This window comes from Nocardia fusca NBRC 14340 (genome assembly GCF_001618425.1).
Classification (GTDB): Bacteria; Actinomycetota; Actinomycetes; order Mycobacteriales; family Mycobacteriaceae; genus Nocardia; species Nocardia fusca.
This window is the reverse complement of sequence record NZ_BDCU01000069.1, coordinates 30370-49253: the sequence shown is the minus strand read 5'-3', so window position 1 is coordinate 49253 and position 18884 is coordinate 30370. Positions and strand designations below refer to the sequence as shown.

The window sequence follows — 18884 nt, the reverse complement described above, 5'->3', positions numbered from 1 at the left end:
AGAGCTGCGCCGGAGTGCTGGGCTGGGTAGCCCAGCACTCCCGATCACCATCATCAGGCGGTGCAGGTGGTTGCTGCCGGCGAATCGGTCCGGCACGCGGCAAAGCGGCCTTTTGTCAGGAATACCAGGGGATCAGCTCGCCGGTCGTGGTTTCCCCCGGTCTATGTCACGTAACGGGAGAGGCTACGCGGCGTGATACGGCGGCCGTGTGCTGCAGCCCGCCGCGCTACCCGTGCTCGACCGCATTTTCTGGGAACCCACGCTGTCCGCGCATGCGTGGACAGCGCGAGTTCCCCCATCGCGTGAAGGGGCTCCTCCATGTCCGTCGTTCGTCTGCCCGATCCGGGCCCGCCACCGCGCCACCGACCTGACCCGGACAGTGAGCTGTCCTGGCAACAGGTCGTGCTGGTCCTGGGCGCCACCGCTCTGAGCTTCGCGTTTATCGTGGTACTGGTCGCCATGGGCGCGATGAGCGTGGTGGATGCGGCCTGGGTAGCCGCTGTGCTGATTACCATCTTCTTCATCTTGGTGTTCGGCAAGCCCGCCCTGCGGCGCGCGCGGGCGGCCTTGGTCGATGTCGATGTTCGCTCCCAGCGCGACCTCGACGACGCGGTCGACGTGTCCGACGGACGCCAGGATCCTCTCCGCGACGTCCTCTTCGCGGTAGTTCAGCACGAGGTCGGCGCCTGCGGCACGCGCCAGCTCGCCCTTCTCCTCCGAACTGACCGTGGTGATCACCTGGGCCCCCGCGTGCTTGGCCAGCTCGATTGCGAAGTGCCCGACGGCTCCCGCGCCCCCCGCGACGAGGACAGTCCGCCCCTGTACCGCGGTGGGATCGCCGCCGAGGCAGTACGCCGCCGTCAGCGCGGGTACACCGAGGCTGGCGCCGAGCTCGTCGGACGCGTTGTCGGGGAGCGGGACCACCTTGTGCGCCGGCACCACCGCGAACTCTGCGGCCGTGTCGTACCGGTTGTCGGCTGCGGCGAGGTAGAGCCACACGCGCTGGCCGACGGTGAGTCCGGTGACCCCCGGGCCGATCGCATCGACCCGGCCGGCGCCGTCGTGATGGGGCACCTGGAAATCGTCCGGAGCGCGACCGGTGAGTCCCGCGCGGGCCTTCCAGTCCGTGGGGTTCACGCCGGAGGCCGAGATCGCGACGCGCACCTCTCCCGCCTGAGGATCGGGCACGTCCAGCTCGACGATTTCGAGCACATCCCGGCCCGGCCCGGTCGTCCGATAAATTGCTGCTCTCACGCAGCCCAAGGTACCCGGGACCAATTGGAGCGCGGCACAATTTCGCCGCGGCATGGTTGGTCGCACCGCCGTACCCGGTGACGAAGAGTGAGCGCCGTCATAGTCACGCATGTCCGAGCGCCGACGAGCGGCGTCACACCTCGACATCGTTTTCGGCGGCCTAGCGCGCCGACGAAGGAGCTTCCCGATGACTCGAGCACTGGTGTGCATGTCGCACAGCCCGCTGCTGCACCATACCGATCCACCTGCCGAGACCAAGGCCGCGTTCGAGGCCGCGTTCGCTCGGGCCCGCGCTTTTGTGCATGACTTCGTAGCGAGTCCGCTCGGTCTGTACACACGGTGAACCTGTCGCCTCAGATCTGTGTGAGGCCGCCGTCGACGGGCAGTTCGGCGCCGGTGATGTAGCTGGACTCCGCCGATGCGAGGAACAGTGCCGTCGTAGCGACGTCGGCTTCGGTGCCGAGTCGGCCGGCGGGGATCGCCGCCAGGGCCTGAGATTTGAATTGCGAAGGCAACGTCTCGAATGAGGGGGTGCGAATCGCGCCGGGGCTGAGGACATTGACGCGGATGCGCCGCTCTTTCAGGTCGGTGGTCCATGTGCGTGCGAATGATCGCAGTGCGGCTTTGCTTGCGGCGTAAACCGTGCTTCCGGGGCTGCCCTGGACCGCGGCTGCCGATCCGTTGAGGATGATCGAGGCGCCGTCGGTCATCAGTGGCAGTAGCTTCTGCACGGTGAAGAAGGTGCCTCGGACGTTGACGTCGAAGACTTCGTCGAAGGACTTCTCGGTCACCGCACCCAGTGGTTCGTTGAAAGTGTGATTGCCGGCGCTCGCGAACAGTACGTCGACCCGGCCGCTTCGCTCGGTGACGGCCTCGACCACACGGTCGAGGTCCTCGAGGTTACTCACATCGCCCTGTACTCCGGTGGCATTGCGGCCGATTGTGGCGACGGCCTCGTCCAATTTGTCCTTGCGCCGTCCAGTGATGATGACGTGCGCGCCTTCCTCGGCGAACAGCCGGGCGGTCGTGAATGCCATTCCGACCGTGCCGCCGGTGATGACTGCTGTCTTGCCGTCGAGCTTGGGCATGGTGCGGCCTTTCCGAGTGCCGATGATGCGAGGGTCTCGGAGGTGAGGTTAACACCAAGATGAGGCCCCCCTCGACTTATCATGAGGGGGACCTCGACTTTGGTAGGGTCATGTGGCATGTCGGCCGTCGAACCCCCTTTGTCGTCCCGCCGGGACGCACGCCTCAATCGCGAGCTGCTGATCGCACATGCCAGGACTGCCTTCGCCGAACAAGGTGTGATGGCTTCGCTCGAAGGGATCGCGCGAAGAGCCGATCTTGCGATCGGAACTCTCTACCGGCACTTTCCTCGCCGCATAGACTTGCTGGTGGCCGTCTACGGAGCGCCTCTGGAAAAATTCCTCGACGATATCGAGGCCGGGATGAACTCGGCCGATCCGTGGGACAGGTTCCGCGACTTCCTGCGCGTGCTGTGCTCGGCCCAAGTAGGCGATCGCGGCTTCTGCGACTTCGTATCGCAGCGTTTCCCTGATGACGAGCGCACCGAAGCTCTGCACAACCATCTCTGCGGACTCGCCGAACGAGTTCTCACCCAAGCGCAGGAAGCGGGCGTTGTGCGTCCGGATGTCACCACTGCCGACCTTGTCATGCTGCTCTGGGCGAGTAGCAGGATCGCCGAGGTTACCGGTGGTATCGCGCCCCGGGCGTGGCGGCGAAACCTGGACTTGGCGCTCGACGGCTTCCGTGTTACCGCCGGGCACGACCTTCCGGAACCGCCGCTCGACGATACGCGGCTCTATCGGGTGATGGCCCGCCTGAACGGGTAGTACTCGGGGAAACGTCCAGTCCGCCGGGGTGGTCACCCTCGCCATGGGTCTGATCGCCTGGACGCAAATCCTGGAGCGCAGCGAGTGGGGCTCGGGACTCTTTCAGGTGTCGGTCAGGCGTCTCGCATTTCCGTGCCGGTGGCGCTCAGGGCGCGCAGGGCGGTGTCGGTCACATGGTCGAGGTAGTGGGGCTCGGCCGGTGCCTGTCGTACGACCATGCGCCAGTAGATGAGGGCGGCGACGAGGTCTTGGGCCATTTCCATATCGGTGTCCGCCGGGAGGTCACCCCGGTCGATTGCTCGCGTCAGGAGTGAGCGCAGGTGGGCGCGCCGTGGCTTCGCCAGCGAAACGGAGATCGCCTCGGCGAGCGCGGGTGTCCGGTGTGCTTCCGCAATCAGATCCGGGATGATCTTGGCGTAGGGCTCCGAGGCGAGCCAGGCTGCCATCGACTCCGCGGCGGCGCGCATGTCTCGACGGAGATCGCCGGTCTCGGTGACGTCTGCCATGGGGACGCTGATGTCGGCGAGCACTGCGAGCACCATGTCCTGTTTGGTGGGCCAGCGGCGGTACAGGGCACTTTTGCTGGTGCCCGCTCTTTTGGCGACGCCTTCCATCGACAGCCGGGCGTAGCTGCGCTCGACGAGCTCGGCGAGGACGGCCTTGATGATCGCTGCGGTGACGTCTGGCTTGAGAACGGCTGCTCCGGACGGTGCGCGCTGGGTCATATCGATCACCCTAGCCTATGGACGGGACGGTACCGGCCGCTCTATGGTGCATGGACGGGACGCAACCGTCTCGTCCGTTCCATTGGAGAAGCTCATGCCGTTCAGCTCCCCAGAATCCCCCCGAGTCGTGGGCGATGGTTCACTCGCGGCCCGCCTGGCCCGGTCGGACGGGCTCCACCCACCCCGTTCGCTCTCCGGTATCGAACAGGAGCGGTTTCTGGCCGAGGCGCATATCGCCGTACTGTCCGTTGACGCCGGCCCGGGCCGGCCTCCGATGAGCGTCCCGCTCTGGTACGCCTACGGCCCGGGCGGTGACATCCTGGTCAACACCTCGGTCTCGAGTCGGAAGGCCCGACTCATCCGCGCCGCGGGCGTCGCCACGCTCACGGTGCAGCGCGCGGCCCCACCGTACCGGTACGTCGTCGTCGAGGGCCGGGTTGTCGACGACATCCATCCGGCTCCGATAGCGGTTCGGCGGGATATCGCTCGGCGTTACCTCAGTGCGGAAGGCGCGGATGCGGCGGTCGACCGGTACGACCCCGAAGACCAGGTGTTGTTCGTTATCCGACCGCAGCGTTGGTACTCGGCCGACTTTTCGAGCGCATCCGTCCCTGCGGCCGACGGCCCGCTCGGGCCGGCCGGTCCCGCACGTCCCGTCCACGACACCGGGGTTTGTCATGGCCGGTGATGCCCTTTCCGATCAGAGTCCCGTCGACGCCGATACGCCACGCCTCCGGCGCGGAACGGTCACCACAGCGGGGATGATCTTCCTGGTGGTGGCGGCCACGGCGCCGCTCACCGCGCTGAGCTCCAATATCTCCATCAGCATCGGTCTCGGCGCGGGCACCGAAACCGTGGGCTATCTGGTCGTCGTGGGCGCGCTGCTGGCACTCTTCGCCGTCGGTTACCTGGTCCTGGCCCGGTACGTCGTCGAACCGAGCGCGTTCGCGGCATTCGTGACATTCGGTCTCGGTAGGCGGCTCGGCTCCGCTGCCGCCTTCGTCGCGGCGCTCGCGTACGGCCTCGCGTCGACGGCGATGGTCGCGGCCACGGGATACTTTGCCGAGCTGGCGCTGGCCTCGTACCTCGGCTCCTCGCCCCCCTGGTTCGTCCTGTCGGCGGTAGCCCTGTTTGTCGTCGCGGTCCTCGGCGTGCGCGGGCTCGATATCGCCCAGTGGGTGACGGCTCTGCTCTGCATGGCGCAGTTCGTCATCATCGTCGTGCTGTTCGTGGCCGTGCTGGTCCAGCGACCGGCATCCGCGTGGTCGCCCGTTGGGCTGCTCCCGACCGATCCCTTCTCGGGCGCCGCTTCTCTGACGCTGGTGTTCTGCTTGGTCTGTTTCGGTGGCTATGAGGCCACCGCCGTGTACGGCGAGGAGGCGCAGGCCCCGCGGCAGAGTATTCGCAGAGCGACGTTCGGTGCGCTGGGGCTGCTGCTGGTCGTCTTCGCGATCGGGACCTGGACTTTGCGGGCCGCCCACGATGATGTTGTCGGAGCGGCGGCCGGGGACGCCGGAGCACTGGTTCCGGCGACTGCGGAGTCCTACCTCGGTGGATGGGCGGGCCCGGTCCTGAGTGTGATGGTGGCCTTCGGCTTTCTCGGGGCGGCCATCGCGCTGCACAACATGGGCAGCCGCTACCTGTTCGCGATGGGACGCGCCGGGCGCCTGCCCGATGTCCTCGCGCGGGTGCACCCCCGGCACGGCACCCCGGTGATCGGCACGGCGGTTCTGATCGTGCTCACGGCCGGCATTCTGATCGTGTTCACGGCAGCGGGAGCGGATCCGCTCACCAACCTCTTTCCGGCGGTCTCCGGGATCACATCTCTCTCGCTGGTGACGCTCATGCTCGGCTGCTGCGTCAGTGTGATCGTCGCGCGGCTGCGTGGCCAGGTGACCGAGGGGCCTTGGCGGACCATCGTCGCGCCTGTTCTCGCCGGTGCGGGGTTTGTCGTCGTGCTGGGGGCAATCGCGGGCAACTACGCGGCCGTCACCGGCAGTGAGCACTGGGCGGTGGCGTGGATGCCCCTGGTGCCTCTTCTGGTCGCCGTCTACGGCTGGTTCCACCCGGGGCGCGCCGGCGGAACAGGTGTTGCGACGGTCGCGACGGTACGGTACCGTTCCGACGTGACTTCTTCCGCCCCGTTGCTCTTCGCAGACCATCCCCAGTACTGGTTCGAGACCGCGCGCGTGCTCGGCCACTCGGCCTACGGTGGCTCGGAAATCGGTGAAGTGCTCGCCACATCGGCGAGTATCACCGCGGGCGACCACGACAGCTGGTACGAGGCATGGCTGCAGCGGGCCGATCGCGTCGCGGAGGCTGCCCGTGCGGACGCTGCTCGAGGCCGGCCGGTGAGCGCGCGCGAAGGTTTCCTCCGGGCCGCGAACTACTACCGCAACGCCGACTTCTTCCTGCACGCCGACCCGCGCGACCGGCGTGTGGCGTACTCCTACCGCCTGGGTGTGCACTGTTTCGAGGCGGCGATTGCCATCCCCCGACCCTTCGAGGACGCGAAGGTGCCGAGCATCACCCCGGTCCAGATCCCCTACGAAGGCCTGACGCTACGCGGCTATCTCTACCGGGCGGCGACCGGCCACGGCGAGAAGCGTCCGACAATCGTCATGCACAACGGTTTCGACGGCAGCGCGGAGGAGATGCACTTCTTCGGTGCCGAGGCCGCCGTGGAGCGCGGCTTCCACGTGCTCACCTTCGACGGGCCGGGGCAGCCGGCCGCCGTGCACGACCACGGTCTGACGTTCCGTCCGGATTGGGAGAATGTCGTGGGGCCCGTTCTCGACTTCCTCCTCGCCGAGCACGGCGATATCGTCGACGCTGATCGCATCGCGCTCTTCGGCGTGAGCTTGGGCGGTGTGCTGGCCCCCCGCGCTGCCGCGTTCGAGCCGCGTATCGCGGCGGTCGTCTGCAACGACGGGGTATACGACGCCCTGGGCGCGGTCGAGGCACTTCTCGGTTTGACCCGCGCCGAGCTGGAGGCGCGCTGGCATGATCCCGCGTTCGGCGACGAGGTCGAGGCGGCGGCCGCGAAGCAGCCCACGCTTCGCTGGGCGCTCGATCACGGGCTCTGGGTCATGGGTGCTGCCGACCCGGCCGAGTTCGTACGGACCTACGCGCAGTACAACCTGCTCGACGGTGTGGCCGAACAGATCAGCTGCCCGGTCCTGGTCTGTGAGGCGGCCGACGACCTGTTCTTCGCGGGCGATGAGACCTCGCTGTCGCAGCCTCGACAGCTGATGGCGCACCTGTCGGCCCCCGCCACGCTGATGACCTTCACCAGCGACGAAGGAGCCGACGCCCATTGCCACGTCGGTGCCCAGCGGCTGGCTTCGGGCCGGATGCTCGACTGGCTCGCCGAAACCTTCGCCGCCGACCCGGCGGACCGCGCGCGAGCCGAGCAGCCGGCGCACCCGATCTCCGCACTCGAGCAAGGAGGACAGCAGTGACATCCCAGCAGACCCCGGTCAGCAGCCCCGCGCACGCGGTCCTGCTGCAGTCGATCGAGCTTCTTGCCGCCATGGATCTCGACGGCTACGTCGACCTCTTCGCCGAGGACGCCGTTATCGAGTTCCCCTTCGCGCCACCCGGTCGACCCGGTCGGCTGGACGAGCCGTCGTCCGTGCGGGACTACGTGATGGCGATCGGAGCCGCGGTCAGAATCGAATCGTTCCCGAGTCTCGTCGTTCACCATCTGACCGACCCGCACACGATCGTGGCCGAGGTCGCGTTGCACGGCACCGTCGTGGGGTCCGGTGCGCCCTACGATGTTCGCTACGTCTGGATCCTCGAGGAGCGAGACGGCCGGATCGTCCGCTTCCGCGACTACTGGAATCCCACGCAGACCTCGGCGACGACCGGGCCTGCCGCCGGAGAGGTCGCATCATGAGCTCGATCGGAACCGTGCTCGTCACAGGCGGTACGGGGCAGACCGGGCGGGTCGTCACCGACCTCCTGCACCGGCGCGGTGTGGACGTGGTCGTCGCGAGCCGGCACTACCCGCAGGAGCGGCCGGCTCCTGGAGTGCGGCAGGTCCGGTTCGACTGGGCCGATGCGGCGACCTACGACGAGGCGCTGCGCGACGTCGACAGCATCTACCTGCTGCCGCCGCCGCTCGACGCCGACCCGGCGGACGTCGTCGGGAGCTTCCTGCGCAGGGCCCGGGACGCGGGAGTCGGGCGAGCGGTGCTGCTCAACTCGTCTGCCTTCCCGCTGCGGACACCCGGCCTGCACGCAGTACGGCTCACCGTCGGGCAGATGCCGGAGTGGTCGGTCCTGCTGGCCTCGGGATTCATGCAGAATTTCCTCGGTAGCCACCCCACCGCCGTCACGGTCCGCGAACACCACGAGATCGTCGCCGCCGCCGGCGACGGTCGGATGGGCTGGATCGATGCGGCGGATGTGGCCGCGGTCGCGGCCGAACTGTTGACGCGCGCCGACCACGACAGTCGTGAACACGTGCTCACCGGGCCACAGGCCCTGTCCTACCACGATCTGGTGGCCACCATCGCCGCCGAATGGAGTCTCCCCGTCCGCTACCGGCCGGTCACACCCGCCGAGCGCACCGTCCAACTCGTCGATGCCGGGGTCCCGCAGACGTTCGCCGACGCGCTCGTCGGCGCGGACGTGCTGACCGCGAGCGGCGCGGAGGACCGCGTGACCAGGGAGGTTGCCCAGCTCGCGGGGCGGAACGCCACCTCGTTCGCAGAGTTCCTCCGGCGTCACCCACTACGCCCGGCGATGACGACGACCCCGGAGAAATGAGCCGTGTCAGCCTCCACCGATCTGCTTTCCCGTGCCGACCTCGACTTCCTGCTCCACGACTGGCTCCGGGTCGGGGACCTCACCGAACGGCCGCGTTTCGCGGAGCACTCCAGGTCGACCTTCGACGAAATCCTGGACCTCTGTGCCGACCTGGCCCAGGACCGCTTCGCTCCGCACAACCGGCGCAGTGACGCGGACGAGCCGCGGCTGGTCCAGGGCCGGGTCCGCCTGCACCCGGAGATCCGTCCGGCTCTCGACGCGCTGGCGGAGACGGGATTCCTCGGCGTGACCGCGGATCACGGCGTGGGCGGGCTTCAGCTGCCGCGCGTCGTGCACCTGGCCTGCGCCGCATGGTTCGCGGCGGCCAATGTGAGCACATACGGATATGCCATGCTCACCGTGGCCAACGCTCATCTCCTCTGCGCCCACGGTTCGCCGGAGCAGATCGCCCGATTCGTGACGCCCATGTTCGAGGGCCGTTTCCACGGCACGATGTGCCTGTCCGAACCGCAGGCAGGTTCCTCGCTCGCCGACACCATGACACGAGCCCACCCGGCCGACGACGGGACCTACCGCATCACCGGCACCAAGATGTGGATCTCCGGGGGAGACCACGAACTGGGCGAGAATATCGTGCACCTCGTGCTGGCTCGCACCGGTGCCGGCGAATCCGGCGTCCGAGGTCTGTCGCTGTTCATCGTCCCCAAGTTCCTGGTCGGCGACGACGGCAGCATCGGCGAGCGCAACGACGTGTCGCTGGTCGGGCTCAACCACAAGATGGGATTCCGGGGCACGGTCAATACCGTGTTGAGCTTCGGCGATGGAACCCATCGGCCCGGCGGGTCCGCCGGTGCCGTCGGCTATTTGGTCGGGGCGCCGGGGGAGGGGCTCGCGCAGATGTTCCACATGATGAACGCGGTCCGTCTCGAGGTAGGTGTGTGCGCCGCAGCTCTCGGCTACACCGCCTACCTGAAGTCGCTGGCCTACGCGCGGACACGTCCGCAAGGACGCAGGCCGGATGCGAAAGCCGCGCATCTGCCGCAGGTACCGCTCGTGGAGCATGCGGACATCCGCCGGATGCTGCTGGCCCAGAAGTCCTACGCCGAGGGAGCGCTCGGGCTGACGCTGTACTGCGCCCGGCTGCTGGACGAACGTGAGACTGCACCAGAACGTGTCGAGCGCGACCGCGCGGCGCTGCTGCTCGACATCCTCACACCTATCGCGAAGAGCTGGCCCGCGCAGTGGTGCCTGCACGGAACCTCACTGGCCATACAGGTGCACGGCGGATACGGCTACACGCGCGACTACGATGTCGAGCAGCACTACCGTGACAGCCGCCTCAACCCGATCCACGAGGGCACACACGGTATCCAGGCGATCGATCTGCTGGGTCGCAAGACGTCGATACACGACGGGGCAGGTCTGCAAGTGCTGGACGAGGAGATACGGCGAACCGTCGCGGCCGCCTCGCGGCTGGGGCCCGAGATCTCGGCCCACGCAGCCGATCTGGACCTCGCCCGAGCGCGCCTCATGGAGGTGACGAAGCCGCTCCATGCACACCCCGACCCGGTCACCCGGCTCGCTAATGCCTCGATCTACTTGGAGGCCGCCGGACATATCGTCCTCGCCTGGATCTGGCTGGAACAGCTCATAGCGCTCGGTGACCGGGACGACGCGTTCGCCCGCGGTAAACGCGCGGCCGCGCGCTACTTCCGATCGTATGAGCTCCCGGGAGTCGCACCTCGGCTCGATCTGCTCGCCTCTCTCGACCGCACCACCGTCGACCTCGACCCGTCCTGGCTCTGAGCAGGTACGACGAGCCGGTCCGAACGAGTTCCGCCCCCGCCCGCACCTTTTTTCAGGAGATATCCATGCCTACGCTCGGCCAGTTGGTGGCCCGACAAGCCCACCGAGCTCCGACCCGCGACGCGCTCGTCTACAACGGCAGGCGGATCACCTGGGCGGCCCTCGACAGTGCGGTCAACCGTGCCGCCGCGGTGCTCCACCGCCGCGGCATGGTCAAGGGCGAGCGGCTCGCGGTGATGAGCACGAACTCCGACAACTTCGTCGTCGTCCTGTATGCCGCGGCAAAGCTCGGCCTTCTCGTCGTCCCGGTCAATCCCCGGATGGCGGCGCCGGAGGTCACCTGGCTGCTCGACGACAGCGGCGCAACCGGCTTCGTCTTCCACCCGAGTCTCGCGACCGTCGCGGACACAGCACGAGCCGCGGCGTCCACACCACCGCGGACCCACCTCGCGCTCGGCCCACTGCCGGACCGCCCCGACGACCTCGAAAGCCTGATGGCCGACGCTCCGGACCACGAGCCGGCGATATCGCTCGCGGAGTCCGACGACGCCGAAATCCTCTACACCTCGGGCACCACGGGCCGGCCCAAAGGTGTCCTGCTCGACCACCACCGGGTGATCTGGGCGGGGCTCAACGTGAGCCTGACCGCCGGGCTGGCGGATGGTGAACGAATCCTGCAGGTCGCTCCGCTCTACCATTCCGCGGGCCTCAACCTCTTCCTGCACGGGGGCACAGCGGTAGGAGCCACTCATGTGCTCCTCGATACGTTCGACCCGGCCGTCGTCCTGAACCTCATGGAGTCCGAGCGGATCACGACCTTCTTCGGCGTCCCCACGATGTACCGGATGCTCCTGGACAGTCCGGACTTCGCCGGACGGGACCTGTCGAGCTGGCGAAACGGATTGTTCGGTGCGGCTCCCATGCCGCCGACCACAATAGAAGCACTCCGGAAGGCGGCACCGCGGGTGCGGCTTTTCAACCTCTGCGGACCGACCGAAGCCGGCCCGGGCGGCGTCGGGCTCGGGCCCGACCACATCGCCCAGCGCCCGGGTGCCAACGGGTGGGCCATCCTCAACACCGAGGCGAGGGTCGTGGACAGCGCGGGACGCGACGTCGCCGCCGGCAGCACCGGCGAGGTGATCCTGCGGGGCGAATCGGTGATGAAGGGCTACTGGAACAACCCGGAGGCCACGGCGCAGGCCCTGCGCGACGGCTGGTTGCACACCGGCGACGTGGCCCGCGTCGACGACGACGGCTGCATCACACTCGTCGACCGCATGAAGGACATGATCATCACCGGCGGTATGAACGTGTACTCGGTCGAGGTCGAGAACGCGCTGGCCGCCCACCCCGGCGTGGCGGACTGTGCGGTAGTCGGGGCGCCCCATCCGGTGTACGGCGAGAGCGTGGTGGCCGTCGTGACGCCTCGTGCGGGCTACGCGCTCACGCTCGAGGACGTGCGGGCGCATGTATCGGCGCTGATCGCCGACTACAAGGCCCCGCACCGCCTTGTGCTCGGGGAGATTCCGCGCAACCCCTCGGGAAAGATCTTGAAGCACGTCCTTCGCGGGCGGGTACGCAGCGATGAGGGAGCCTCGTCGTGACAGGGACGAAAGAGACGATGGTGGCGGTCCGCCAGGATGTCCTCGGTGGTCCCGAGGTTCTTCATCAGGCCGAGGTCCCGCGTCCACGGGTCACACCCAACCAGGTTTTGGTACGGGTGGGAGCCGCCGGTCTCAACCCGACGGACCTCAAGCACAGATCGCGGCGGATCTTTCTCGGTCCCCCGCCTTTCGTGCTCGGGTGGGACGTATCCGGTGTCGTGGCGGAGATCGGCTACGGTGTCGCCGATTTCCGCCCCGGCGACGAGGTCTTCGGGATGCTGCCCTATCCCCACGGTCATGGAGCACACGCCGAACTCGTGCTCGCCCCTGCTCGGGCACTCGTGCACAAGCCCACCGGACTCGATCACGTGCAGGCCGGAGCTCTCCCACTCGCCTCGCTCACCGCGTGGCAGGCACTGGTCGAACGCGCGCGGATCCGGGCCGGGCAGCGGGTGCTCATCCACGGCGCCGCGGGCGGTGTCGGTCACCTCGCCGTGCAAATCGCCCGCGACCGGGGCGCAGTGGTGATCGGCACCGCGAGCGCCTCGAAGCACGACTACCTCCGCGAGATCGGTGCCCACGAGCTTCTCGACTACCGCACGACCGCTTTCGAGGCCGAGCTCTCGGACGTGGATGTCGTACTCGACACGGTCGGTGGCGAGGTCACGAACCGCTCGCTCACGGTGCTCCGGCCGGGCGGCACGCTGGTCACTCTGATGCCCACCGGACGCGAGGTTTTGGTGGATGAGGCCCGCCGGCACGGAATCCGGGTGGTCGGCATGCTCGCGGACGCCGATCGTGCCGGCATGCAGGCAGTGTCGGACATGGTGCGGCGGGGCGTGCTGCGGCCCAAGCTCGACCGAGTCTTTCCGATGAGCGCGGCAGCGCAGGCCCATACCCGGGCGGAGTCGGGGCGCGCCTTCGGCAAGGTCGTGCTCGTCCCGGACTGACCTGCGCCGCACGCCACCACCTTTCGTCACGACCGACCACATATCCGAAAGGAAGTACTGTCCATGAGTCCTGTCAATCCCGACACCCTGTCCGGCAAGGTTGCCGTCGTCACCGGCGCCAGCTCCGGAATCGGCGCCGAGATCGCCCGCGAGATGCACCGAGCCGGCGCCGAGGTCCTCCTGGTGGGCCGGCACGAGGAGCGGCTGGCCGCCGGCGCTGCGCGCCTGGGGGCGGACGGGAACCGGGCCGAGACCCTCAGCGTGGACCTCACCGACGAGGCCGCACCGGAGGCCGTCGTACGACGTGCGCTGGACCGGTTCGGCCGGGTCGACATCCTCGTCAACGCCGCCGGTGTTTTCACCCCGGCACCGTTCCTCGAGACAACCGACCAGAACCTCGACGATCAGTGGGACGCCAACGTGCGGGCGCCATTCCGGCTCGCCCGCGCTGCCACCGCCCACCTCGGCGAGGGCTCGTCGATCATCTTCGTCTCCTCGATCTGCGGCTACGCCGGGTTCCCCAATTCGACGGCCTACTGCGCTACCAAGGGCGCGGTCGAGCTCCTGGTCAAGGCGCTTACTGCCGAACTCGCTCCGCGGGGTATCCGCGTCAATGCGGTCGCACCTGGGAATATCCGGACCAGCATCAACGAGCACCTGCTCGCCGACCCGGACTACGAGAGGCAGATGCTCGCGGCCACCCCCGCCGGGCGCCTCGGGGAGGTCGGCGATATCGCACCCGCGGTCGTCTTCCTCGCCTCACCGGCCGCGTCCTACATCCACGGGTCGTCCCTGCTGATCGACGGCGGATGGATCGCCAGTTGACCGAGCCACCGGGAGTGCTCGAGCACGAGCTCGCAGAGTACCTGCGTGAGCACTACGCCATCGATGTCGCGCTCACCCGCCTCGGCTCCGAGCGTGACGAGACCTATCGTGCGTCCGGCACGTCGGCCGCGGACCTGATCGTCAAGGTCTGCGCTCCCGGCGAGCCGCGTGCAATCGTCGAGCTCCAGCTCGCGGTGACCGATTACCTCACCCGAGCCACGACGGTCCCGGTGCCGGTCGCCGTGCCGACCCCTGCGGGCGAGACGATCACCCGGTGGGAACGACCGGGCGGCGGGCCCGACCGTCTGGTCTACGTCATCTCCTGCCTGCCGGGCACCGGCCTCGCCGAGCAGCGGCTCAGCCCTGAGCGGACGGAGCGCGTGGGCACCGTCCACGGCGAGGTCACCGCGGCGCTCGCCGGCTTCCGGCACCCCGCCGCTGCCCGCCGGCTCCTCTGGGATCTGTCCGGGCTGCCCGAGCTCGCCGACCGCATCACGCCCCCGCGGTCACACGCCCGGCTGGCCACTCAGGTGGTCGGCCATTTCACCAGCGTCGTCCGTCCCGTGGCCGAGGGCGGAGCGCGACAGGTCGTGCACGGCGACTACAGCGTGCACAACGTACTGGCGAACCCGGCCGCCCCGGGCTTCGTCACCGGCGTCATCGACTTCGGTGACGTGCATATCGCGCCGGTGCTCTACGACCTCGCGGTCGCGGTGTCCAACCTCCTCGACCACCGTCTCGCAGACCCGTGGACATTGGCGTCCGCGCATGTGCGAGGTTTCCTCGGCGTTCACGACGTCGAACCGACCCAGCTCCGCACCCTCGCCGCGGCCGCCGCCGCCCGCTGTGTGCAACGGGCCTTGATCTCGCAGTGGCGCGCCACCGTCTACCCAACTCGCGCCGCCTATGCCGAGCAGCATTCGTGCCACGACTGGGTTCGTGCCGAGGCCGCGATCCAAACCCTCGACACCGGAACCCAACACTTTCTCGCAGCCGCCTGACCACCCACCCCTCACGAGTCAAGGGATCACGTCCGTGTCATCACCGCCACCTCGCGCAGCCGTCGGACCCGTCGGCATGGTCAACGGCTTCGACGTCGCCGACCTCGCGTCCCAGCCCGCGGATATCGCCTCGATGATCGAGCGACGTAACGGGCTCCTGGGTCCGGGATATCAGCTCTTCTACGCCGATCCCATCGAGGTCACCGCCGCCCGGGGGGTGTACCTCTACGGCCGCGACGGGACCGAGTACCTCGACGCCTACAACAACGTGGCGCAGATCGGGCACTGCCACCCGCGGGTGGTCGAGGCGGTCTCCCGCCAACTGGCGACCCTGAACACCAACACCCGCTACCTCCAGAAGCCACTGCTCGACCTGGCCGAGCAACTTCTCGCGCATTTCCCGGCGCCGCTCGATCGGGTGACGCTGACCTGCACCGGGTCGGAGGCGAACGATCTGGCGACCAGGATCGCCCGGCACCACACCGGTGCCGGCGGCATCATCGTCACCGCCAATGCCTACCACGGGGTCACGAGCAGCGTGGCGGCGTACTCGCCCTCCCTCGGTCCCGGCGCACCCCTGGGTCCGCATGTGCGGACCATCGCCGCGCCGGACCCGGCGGCCTTCCCCGACGAGGTCGCACTGACCGCCGCGGTGCGAGACGATGTACGCCGTGCCGCCGACGACCTGACCCGTGCCGGGTACGGGGTGAGCGCCTGTCTCCTCGACACTGTCTTCTCCTCCGACGGAGTCTTCACCCACCCGCCAGGTGTCCTGCGGGCGCTCGCGGACGAAGTCCGCTCCTACGGCGCGGTGCTGATCGCCGACGAGGTCCAGGCCGGCTTCGGCCGTACCGGCGACGATTGGTGGGGGTTCGCCCGCCATGGCTTCGTCCCGGACATCGTCACGATGGGTAAGCCGATGGGCAACGGCTACCCGGTCGCTGCGGTCGTGCTCCGGGCCGAGATCGGCCGTGCCTTCGAGGCGGCGGTCCGCTACTTCAACACCTTCGGCGGCAGTACGACCGCCGCCGTGGCGGCACAGGCCGTCGTGACGGTCATCGAGGAAGAGGACCTGGTCGCCCGCGCCCGGCAGGTCGGCGCGTCACTCGGGAACGCCCTGCGCGACCTGGCCCGCGGGACCGACCTCATCGGCGCGGTCCGCGGCGTCGGGATGTTCTACGGCGTCGAACTGTCCGCCGGCGGCAGCAGCGGCGACAACGCACGGATCGCTCGCGAGGTCGTCAACCGGATGCGCCGGGCCGAGGTGCTGATCTCGGCCTCCGGACCCCAGGGCAATGTGCTGAAGATCCGCCCGCCGCTCACCTTCGACCAGACCCATGTCGACCGTCTGGCCGAGACCCTCGCCGGGGCCCTCCGATCGGTCGACCGCACCACCCGGGAGGTATGAGCCATGGTGCCCACATCGATAGACGTCAACGCCGACGCCGGCGAGAGCTTCGGCCGCTGGCGGCTGGGCGACGAGGCCGGCCTGTTCGCGTTCGTCTCCAGCGCCAATATCGCGTGCGGCCACCACGCCGGCGACCCCTCCACCCTCCGGGCGGCCGTCCGGAACGCGCGAGACGCCGGTGTCGCGGTCGGTGCGCACCCCGGATACGACGACAAGGCCGGATTCGGGCGCCGCGCCCTCGCGATGTCGATCTCCGAGACCGTCGACGCGGTTGTGTACCAGGTCGGGGCACTGGCCGCGATCGCCGAGAGCGAGGACGTCCGGCTCCGGCACGTCAAGCCGCACGGAGCGCTGATGGGGGCGATCTGCGGCGATCCCGAGCTCGCCGTCGAGGTCGCGGCAGGTCTGCGCAACGCCGGCTTCGCACTGCCCCTGATGATGGCGCCCACCACTGCCCTCACCGCGGTACGGACGGCGGGCCACCCGGTCATCCCCGAGAACGCCGTCGACCTCGACTTCACCGACGACGGCATCAATGTCATCGAGCCGCGGCCCATGGCCAAGGACCCCGATCGAATCGCCGAGACCGCCGTGACGGTGGCACGCGGCCGAGCGGTCACCGTATCGGGTCGCAGTATCGAGATGCCGGTGCGCTCGGTGTGTGTCCACGGCGACCGGCCCAATGCCGTACCCATCGCCGCGGCGGTCAACCGTGCTCTCACCGCCGCCGGCTTCGCCATCCGCCCGGCCGAACCGTGGGTGTGACGCCATGCGGGACTCGACCATGTACACAACGCTCTCCGATGGGAGCCGCGCCAGTTTCGGCGGCGACGAGTACGTCTTCGTCGAACTCGACGAGGCGATGAGTCTCGGCGCTGCGCTCCGGGTCCAGTCGATTACGGCACGCATTGCCGACCTGGAACTGCCGGGGGTCCTCGACATTGCGCCCGCCAACAGCAGCTACCTGATCCGCGTCGACCCGGACACCCTCGACCCCCGCCGGGCACTCGGCGCGATCGCCGACGTGCACGAGGCCGGGCAGGCCACGGCGACGACGATCTCCACCGAGATCCTCGACGTGCCCGTCCTCTACGACGACCCGTGGTCGGCCGAGGTCTGCATGCGATTCCGCGACGGGCACCAGTCCGCCACCGAGAGCGATATCGAATACACCGCACGGATCAACGGCTTCGCCTCCGTCGACGAGCTGGTCGAAGCTCATTCGAGTGCGCCGTTCATCGTGACCTTTCCCTGCTTCAAGCCCGGCAATGCCGAGTCCTACCAGCTGGTGCCGCACGAGCGGCAGCTCCAGGCGCCCAAGTACCTCACGCCGCGCACCGAGACGCCCGCCCGGGCCGTCGCCCACGGTGGCGCCTTCACGGTCATCTACCCCTCGAGCGGGGTAGGCGGTTACCAGCTGCTCGGACGCAGCGCTATCCCGGTCGTCGACCTCGGCCAGGCCACCCGTGAGTTCCGCCGATCGCCGGTGCTGACCCCGATCTCGACCCTGCTGCGGTTCCGCCCGGTCGACCGGGCGGAGTACGACGAGGTACGCCGTCTCGTTGCCGTCGACCAGTACGTCGTTCGCCGCGCGCCCGCCGAGTTCTCACTCGCCGACTTCGAAGAGGACCCGGTGGAATACGCGCTCGAGCTCGAGGCGCTCCTGCCATGATCTCGATCCTCGTCCCCGGTCCGCACACGACGATCCAGGACATCGGCCGCCCCGGCCACTACGCCATGGGACTGCCGCCCTCCGGTGCACTGGACCAGTACGCGCACCGGTGCGCCAACCTGCTGGTCGGCAACGCCGAGTCGGCCGCGACCCTAGAGTCGACCATGGCCGGGCCCACCCTCGAGTTCGAAGAGGACTCCCTCGTCGCGATCACCGGCGCCGATGTCGCCGTCACCGTCGACGGCCGTCCGGTGCAGACCTGGGCTGCGCACACGATCCATGCCGGTCAGCAGCTGACGATCGGTCCGGCCCGAGCCGGCGCCAGGTCGTACCTGGCGGTGCGCGGCGGCATCGACTGCCCGCCGTTCCTCGGCAGCCGCTCGACCTACACCGCTGCCGGTATCGGCGGCCTCGCCGGCACATGCCTCGCCGCAGGGGACACCCTGCAGGTCGGTTGCGAGACCGCGGCACCGCCGCGGCCGGGGGCACACCTCGATTCCCGCCTCCACGGCCGCCCCGGGAACCAGGTGACGGTCCGGGTCGTCCCGGGACTGTGCAGCTACCGCTTCACCGCCGAGTCGCTGGAGCAGTTCTTCACCAGCGCCTACACCATGACCCCGCGCTCCGACCGTATCGGTTGCCGCCTCGACGGCCCGCGGCTGACATTCGTGGAGCGGGAACAGCCGTTCGGCGCCGGCGACAACCCGAGCAACGTCGTCGATCTCGGCTACCCCGTCGGCTCGGTCCAGGTCCCCAACGGCGCCGAGCCGATCTGCCTGCTCCGCGACGCCGTCACCGGCGGTGGTTACGCGACGCTCGGAACGGTGATCAGCGCCGACCTCGATCTGCTGGCTCAGGCACGAGCGCCCGACACCATACGTTTCGAGCCGGTCTCGGTCGACGACGCACTGGTCGCTCGCGCCGAGTATCGAGCGCGCCTGCGCGAGGCGCGCACCAACCTCAACCTGCTCAGCCTGTTCTGAGTGGTCTCACTCCTACCGAGAGCAGCC

18 protein-coding genes are annotated in these 18884 nt (G+C 68.7%); 15 read left to right on the top strand and 3 right to left on the bottom strand.

Annotation, left to right across the window (positions count from 1 at the left end; genetic code table 11):
• Positions 1 to 183: 183 nt before the first annotated feature.
• On the bottom strand, positions 184 to 1212 hold the full coding sequence (locus NF4_RS37310; RefSeq protein WP_063131655.1) for an NADPH:quinone reductase: 1029 nt from the start codon (positions 1210 to 1212) through the stop codon (positions 184 to 186).
• A 229-nt stretch (positions 1213 to 1441) separates the two neighbouring features.
• On the opposite strand from NF4_RS37310, the gene NF4_RS38340 reads away from it, so the two are divergent.
• Positions 1442 to 1597, top strand: coding sequence for a hypothetical protein (locus NF4_RS38340; protein WP_198165590.1), 156 nt, complete (start codon positions 1442 to 1444; stop codon positions 1595 to 1597).
• A 10-nt stretch (positions 1598 to 1607) separates the two neighbouring features.
• Here NF4_RS38340 and NF4_RS34855 read toward each other — a convergent pair whose 3' ends face one another.
• Positions 1608 to 2342 (bottom strand): SDR family NAD(P)-dependent oxidoreductase, encoded by a 735-nt coding sequence (locus NF4_RS34855; RefSeq protein WP_063131654.1) that lies wholly within the window; start codon positions 2340 to 2342, stop codon positions 1608 to 1610.
• Positions 2343 to 2459: 117 nt separating this feature from the next.
• On the opposite strand from NF4_RS34855, the gene NF4_RS34850 reads away from it, so the two are divergent.
• Positions 2460 to 3107, top strand: a complete 648-nt coding sequence (locus NF4_RS34850) for a TetR/AcrR family transcriptional regulator (RefSeq protein ID WP_063131653.1) — start codon at positions 2460 to 2462, stop codon at positions 3105 to 3107.
• A gap of 113 nt (positions 3108 to 3220) precedes the next feature.
• On the opposite strand, the gene NF4_RS34845 is transcribed toward NF4_RS34850, so the two are convergent.
• Complete coding sequence (locus NF4_RS34845) at positions 3221 to 3832, bottom strand: TetR/AcrR family transcriptional regulator (protein ID WP_063131652.1); 612 nt, start codon at positions 3830 to 3832, stop codon at positions 3221 to 3223.
• Between the two features lie 127 nt (positions 3833 to 3959).
• On the opposite strand from NF4_RS34845, the gene NF4_RS34840 reads away from it, so the two are divergent.
• From NF4_RS34840 to NF4_RS34775, 13 genes are all read left to right on the top strand, one after another.
• Positions 3960 to 4520, top strand: a complete 561-nt coding sequence (locus NF4_RS34840; RefSeq protein WP_063814800.1) for a pyridoxamine 5'-phosphate oxidase family protein — start codon at positions 3960 to 3962, stop codon at positions 4518 to 4520.
• The gene (locus NF4_RS39680) at positions 4510 to 7293 is read left to right on the top strand and encodes an amino acid permease (protein WP_063814799.1); all 2784 of its coding nucleotides are present in this window, start codon (positions 4510 to 4512) and stop codon (positions 7291 to 7293) included. The genes NF4_RS34840 and NF4_RS39680 overlap by 11 nt, the downstream gene beginning before the upstream one ends.
• On the top strand, positions 7290 to 7733 hold the full coding sequence (locus NF4_RS34825; RefSeq protein ID WP_063131651.1) for a nuclear transport factor 2 family protein: 444 nt from the start codon (positions 7290 to 7292) through the stop codon (positions 7731 to 7733). The genes NF4_RS39680 and NF4_RS34825 overlap by 4 nt, the downstream gene beginning before the upstream one ends.
• Positions 7730 to 8608 carry an NAD-dependent epimerase/dehydratase family protein gene (locus tag NF4_RS34820; protein ID WP_063131650.1) on the top strand — a complete coding sequence of 293 codons (879 nt, stop codon included), beginning with the start codon at positions 7730 to 7732 and terminating at the stop codon, positions 8606 to 8608. Before NF4_RS34825 ends, NF4_RS34820 begins: the two co-directional genes overlap by 4 nt.
• Positions 8609 to 8611: 3 nt before the next feature.
• Complete coding sequence (locus NF4_RS34815) at positions 8612 to 10414, top strand: acyl-CoA dehydrogenase (protein ID WP_063131649.1); 1803 nt, start codon at positions 8612 to 8614, stop codon at positions 10412 to 10414.
• A gap of 65 nt (positions 10415 to 10479) precedes the next feature.
• A complete protein-coding gene (locus NF4_RS34810) occupies positions 10480 to 12018 on the top strand; it encodes a class I adenylate-forming enzyme family protein (RefSeq protein WP_063131648.1) in 1539 nt (512 codons plus the stop codon).
• Entirely contained in the window at positions 12015 to 12968 is a 954-nt protein-coding gene (locus NF4_RS34805) for an NADP-dependent oxidoreductase (RefSeq protein WP_369690973.1), read from the top strand. Before NF4_RS34810 ends, NF4_RS34805 begins: the two co-directional genes overlap by 4 nt.
• A 63-nt stretch (positions 12969 to 13031) precedes the next feature.
• Positions 13032 to 13793, top strand: a complete 762-nt coding sequence (locus NF4_RS34800; protein WP_063131646.1) for an SDR family NAD(P)-dependent oxidoreductase — start codon at positions 13032 to 13034, stop codon at positions 13791 to 13793.
• Complete coding sequence (locus NF4_RS34795) at positions 13790 to 14794, top strand: phosphotransferase (RefSeq protein ID WP_198165589.1); 1005 nt, start codon at positions 13790 to 13792, stop codon at positions 14792 to 14794. The genes NF4_RS34800 and NF4_RS34795 overlap by 4 nt, the downstream gene beginning before the upstream one ends.
• 76 nt (positions 14795 to 14870) lie before the next feature.
• Positions 14871 to 16202 carry an aspartate aminotransferase family protein gene (locus NF4_RS34790; protein ID WP_063131644.1) on the top strand — a complete coding sequence of 444 codons (1332 nt, stop codon included), beginning with the start codon at positions 14871 to 14873 and terminating at the stop codon, positions 16200 to 16202.
• A 3-nt stretch (positions 16203 to 16205) separates the two neighbouring features.
• The gene (locus NF4_RS34785; RefSeq protein ID WP_063131643.1) at positions 16206 to 16967 is read left to right on the top strand and encodes a 5-oxoprolinase subunit PxpA; all 762 of its coding nucleotides are present in this window, start codon (positions 16206 to 16208) and stop codon (positions 16965 to 16967) included.
• Positions 16968 to 16986: 19 nt separating this feature from the next.
• A complete protein-coding gene (locus NF4_RS34780; RefSeq protein WP_232330793.1) occupies positions 16987 to 17874 on the top strand; it encodes a 5-oxoprolinase subunit B family protein in 888 nt (295 codons plus the stop codon).
• Positions 17871 to 18857, top strand: coding sequence for a 5-oxoprolinase subunit C family protein (locus tag NF4_RS34775; protein ID WP_063131641.1), 987 nt, complete (start codon positions 17871 to 17873; stop codon positions 18855 to 18857). The genes NF4_RS34780 and NF4_RS34775 overlap by 4 nt, the downstream gene beginning before the upstream one ends.
• Positions 18858 to 18884: the final 27 nt, after the last annotated feature.

Bases quoted from the DNA above. Each gene is read 5' to 3' on its own strand.
- NF4_RS38340 (WP_198165590.1), top strand. From the start codon at position 1,442: ATGACTCGAGCACTGGTGTGCATGTCGCACAGCCCGCTGCTGCACCAT.
- NF4_RS34855 (WP_063131654.1), bottom strand. From the start codon at position 2,342: ATGCCCAAGCTCGACGGCAAGACAGCAGTCATCACCGGCGGCACGGTC.
- NF4_RS34850 (WP_063131653.1), top strand. From the start codon at position 2,460: ATGTCGGCCGTCGAACCCCCTTTGTCGTCCCGCCGGGACGCACGCCTC.
- NF4_RS34845 (WP_063131652.1), bottom strand. From the start codon at position 3,832: ATGACCCAGCGCGCACCGTCCGGAGCAGCCGTTCTCAAGCCAGACGTC.
- NF4_RS39680 (WP_063814799.1), top strand. From the start codon at position 4,510: ATGGCCGGTGATGCCCTTTCCGATCAGAGTCCCGTCGACGCCGATACG.
- NF4_RS34820 (WP_063131650.1), top strand. From the start codon at position 7,730: ATGAGCTCGATCGGAACCGTGCTCGTCACAGGCGGTACGGGGCAGACC.
- NF4_RS34810 (WP_063131648.1), top strand. From the start codon at position 10,480: ATGCCTACGCTCGGCCAGTTGGTGGCCCGACAAGCCCACCGAGCTCCG.
- NF4_RS34800 (WP_063131646.1), top strand. From the start codon at position 13,032: ATGAGTCCTGTCAATCCCGACACCCTGTCCGGCAAGGTTGCCGTCGTC.
- NF4_RS34790 (WP_063131644.1), top strand. From the start codon at position 14,871: ATGGTCAACGGCTTCGACGTCGCCGACCTCGCGTCCCAGCCCGCGGAT.
- NF4_RS34785 (WP_063131643.1), top strand. From the start codon at position 16,206: ATGGTGCCCACATCGATAGACGTCAACGCCGACGCCGGCGAGAGCTTC.
- NF4_RS34780 (WP_232330793.1), top strand. From the start codon at position 16,987: ATGTACACAACGCTCTCCGATGGGAGCCGCGCCAGTTTCGGCGGCGAC.
- NF4_RS34775 (WP_063131641.1), top strand. From the start codon at position 17,871: ATGATCTCGATCCTCGTCCCCGGTCCGCACACGACGATCCAGGACATC.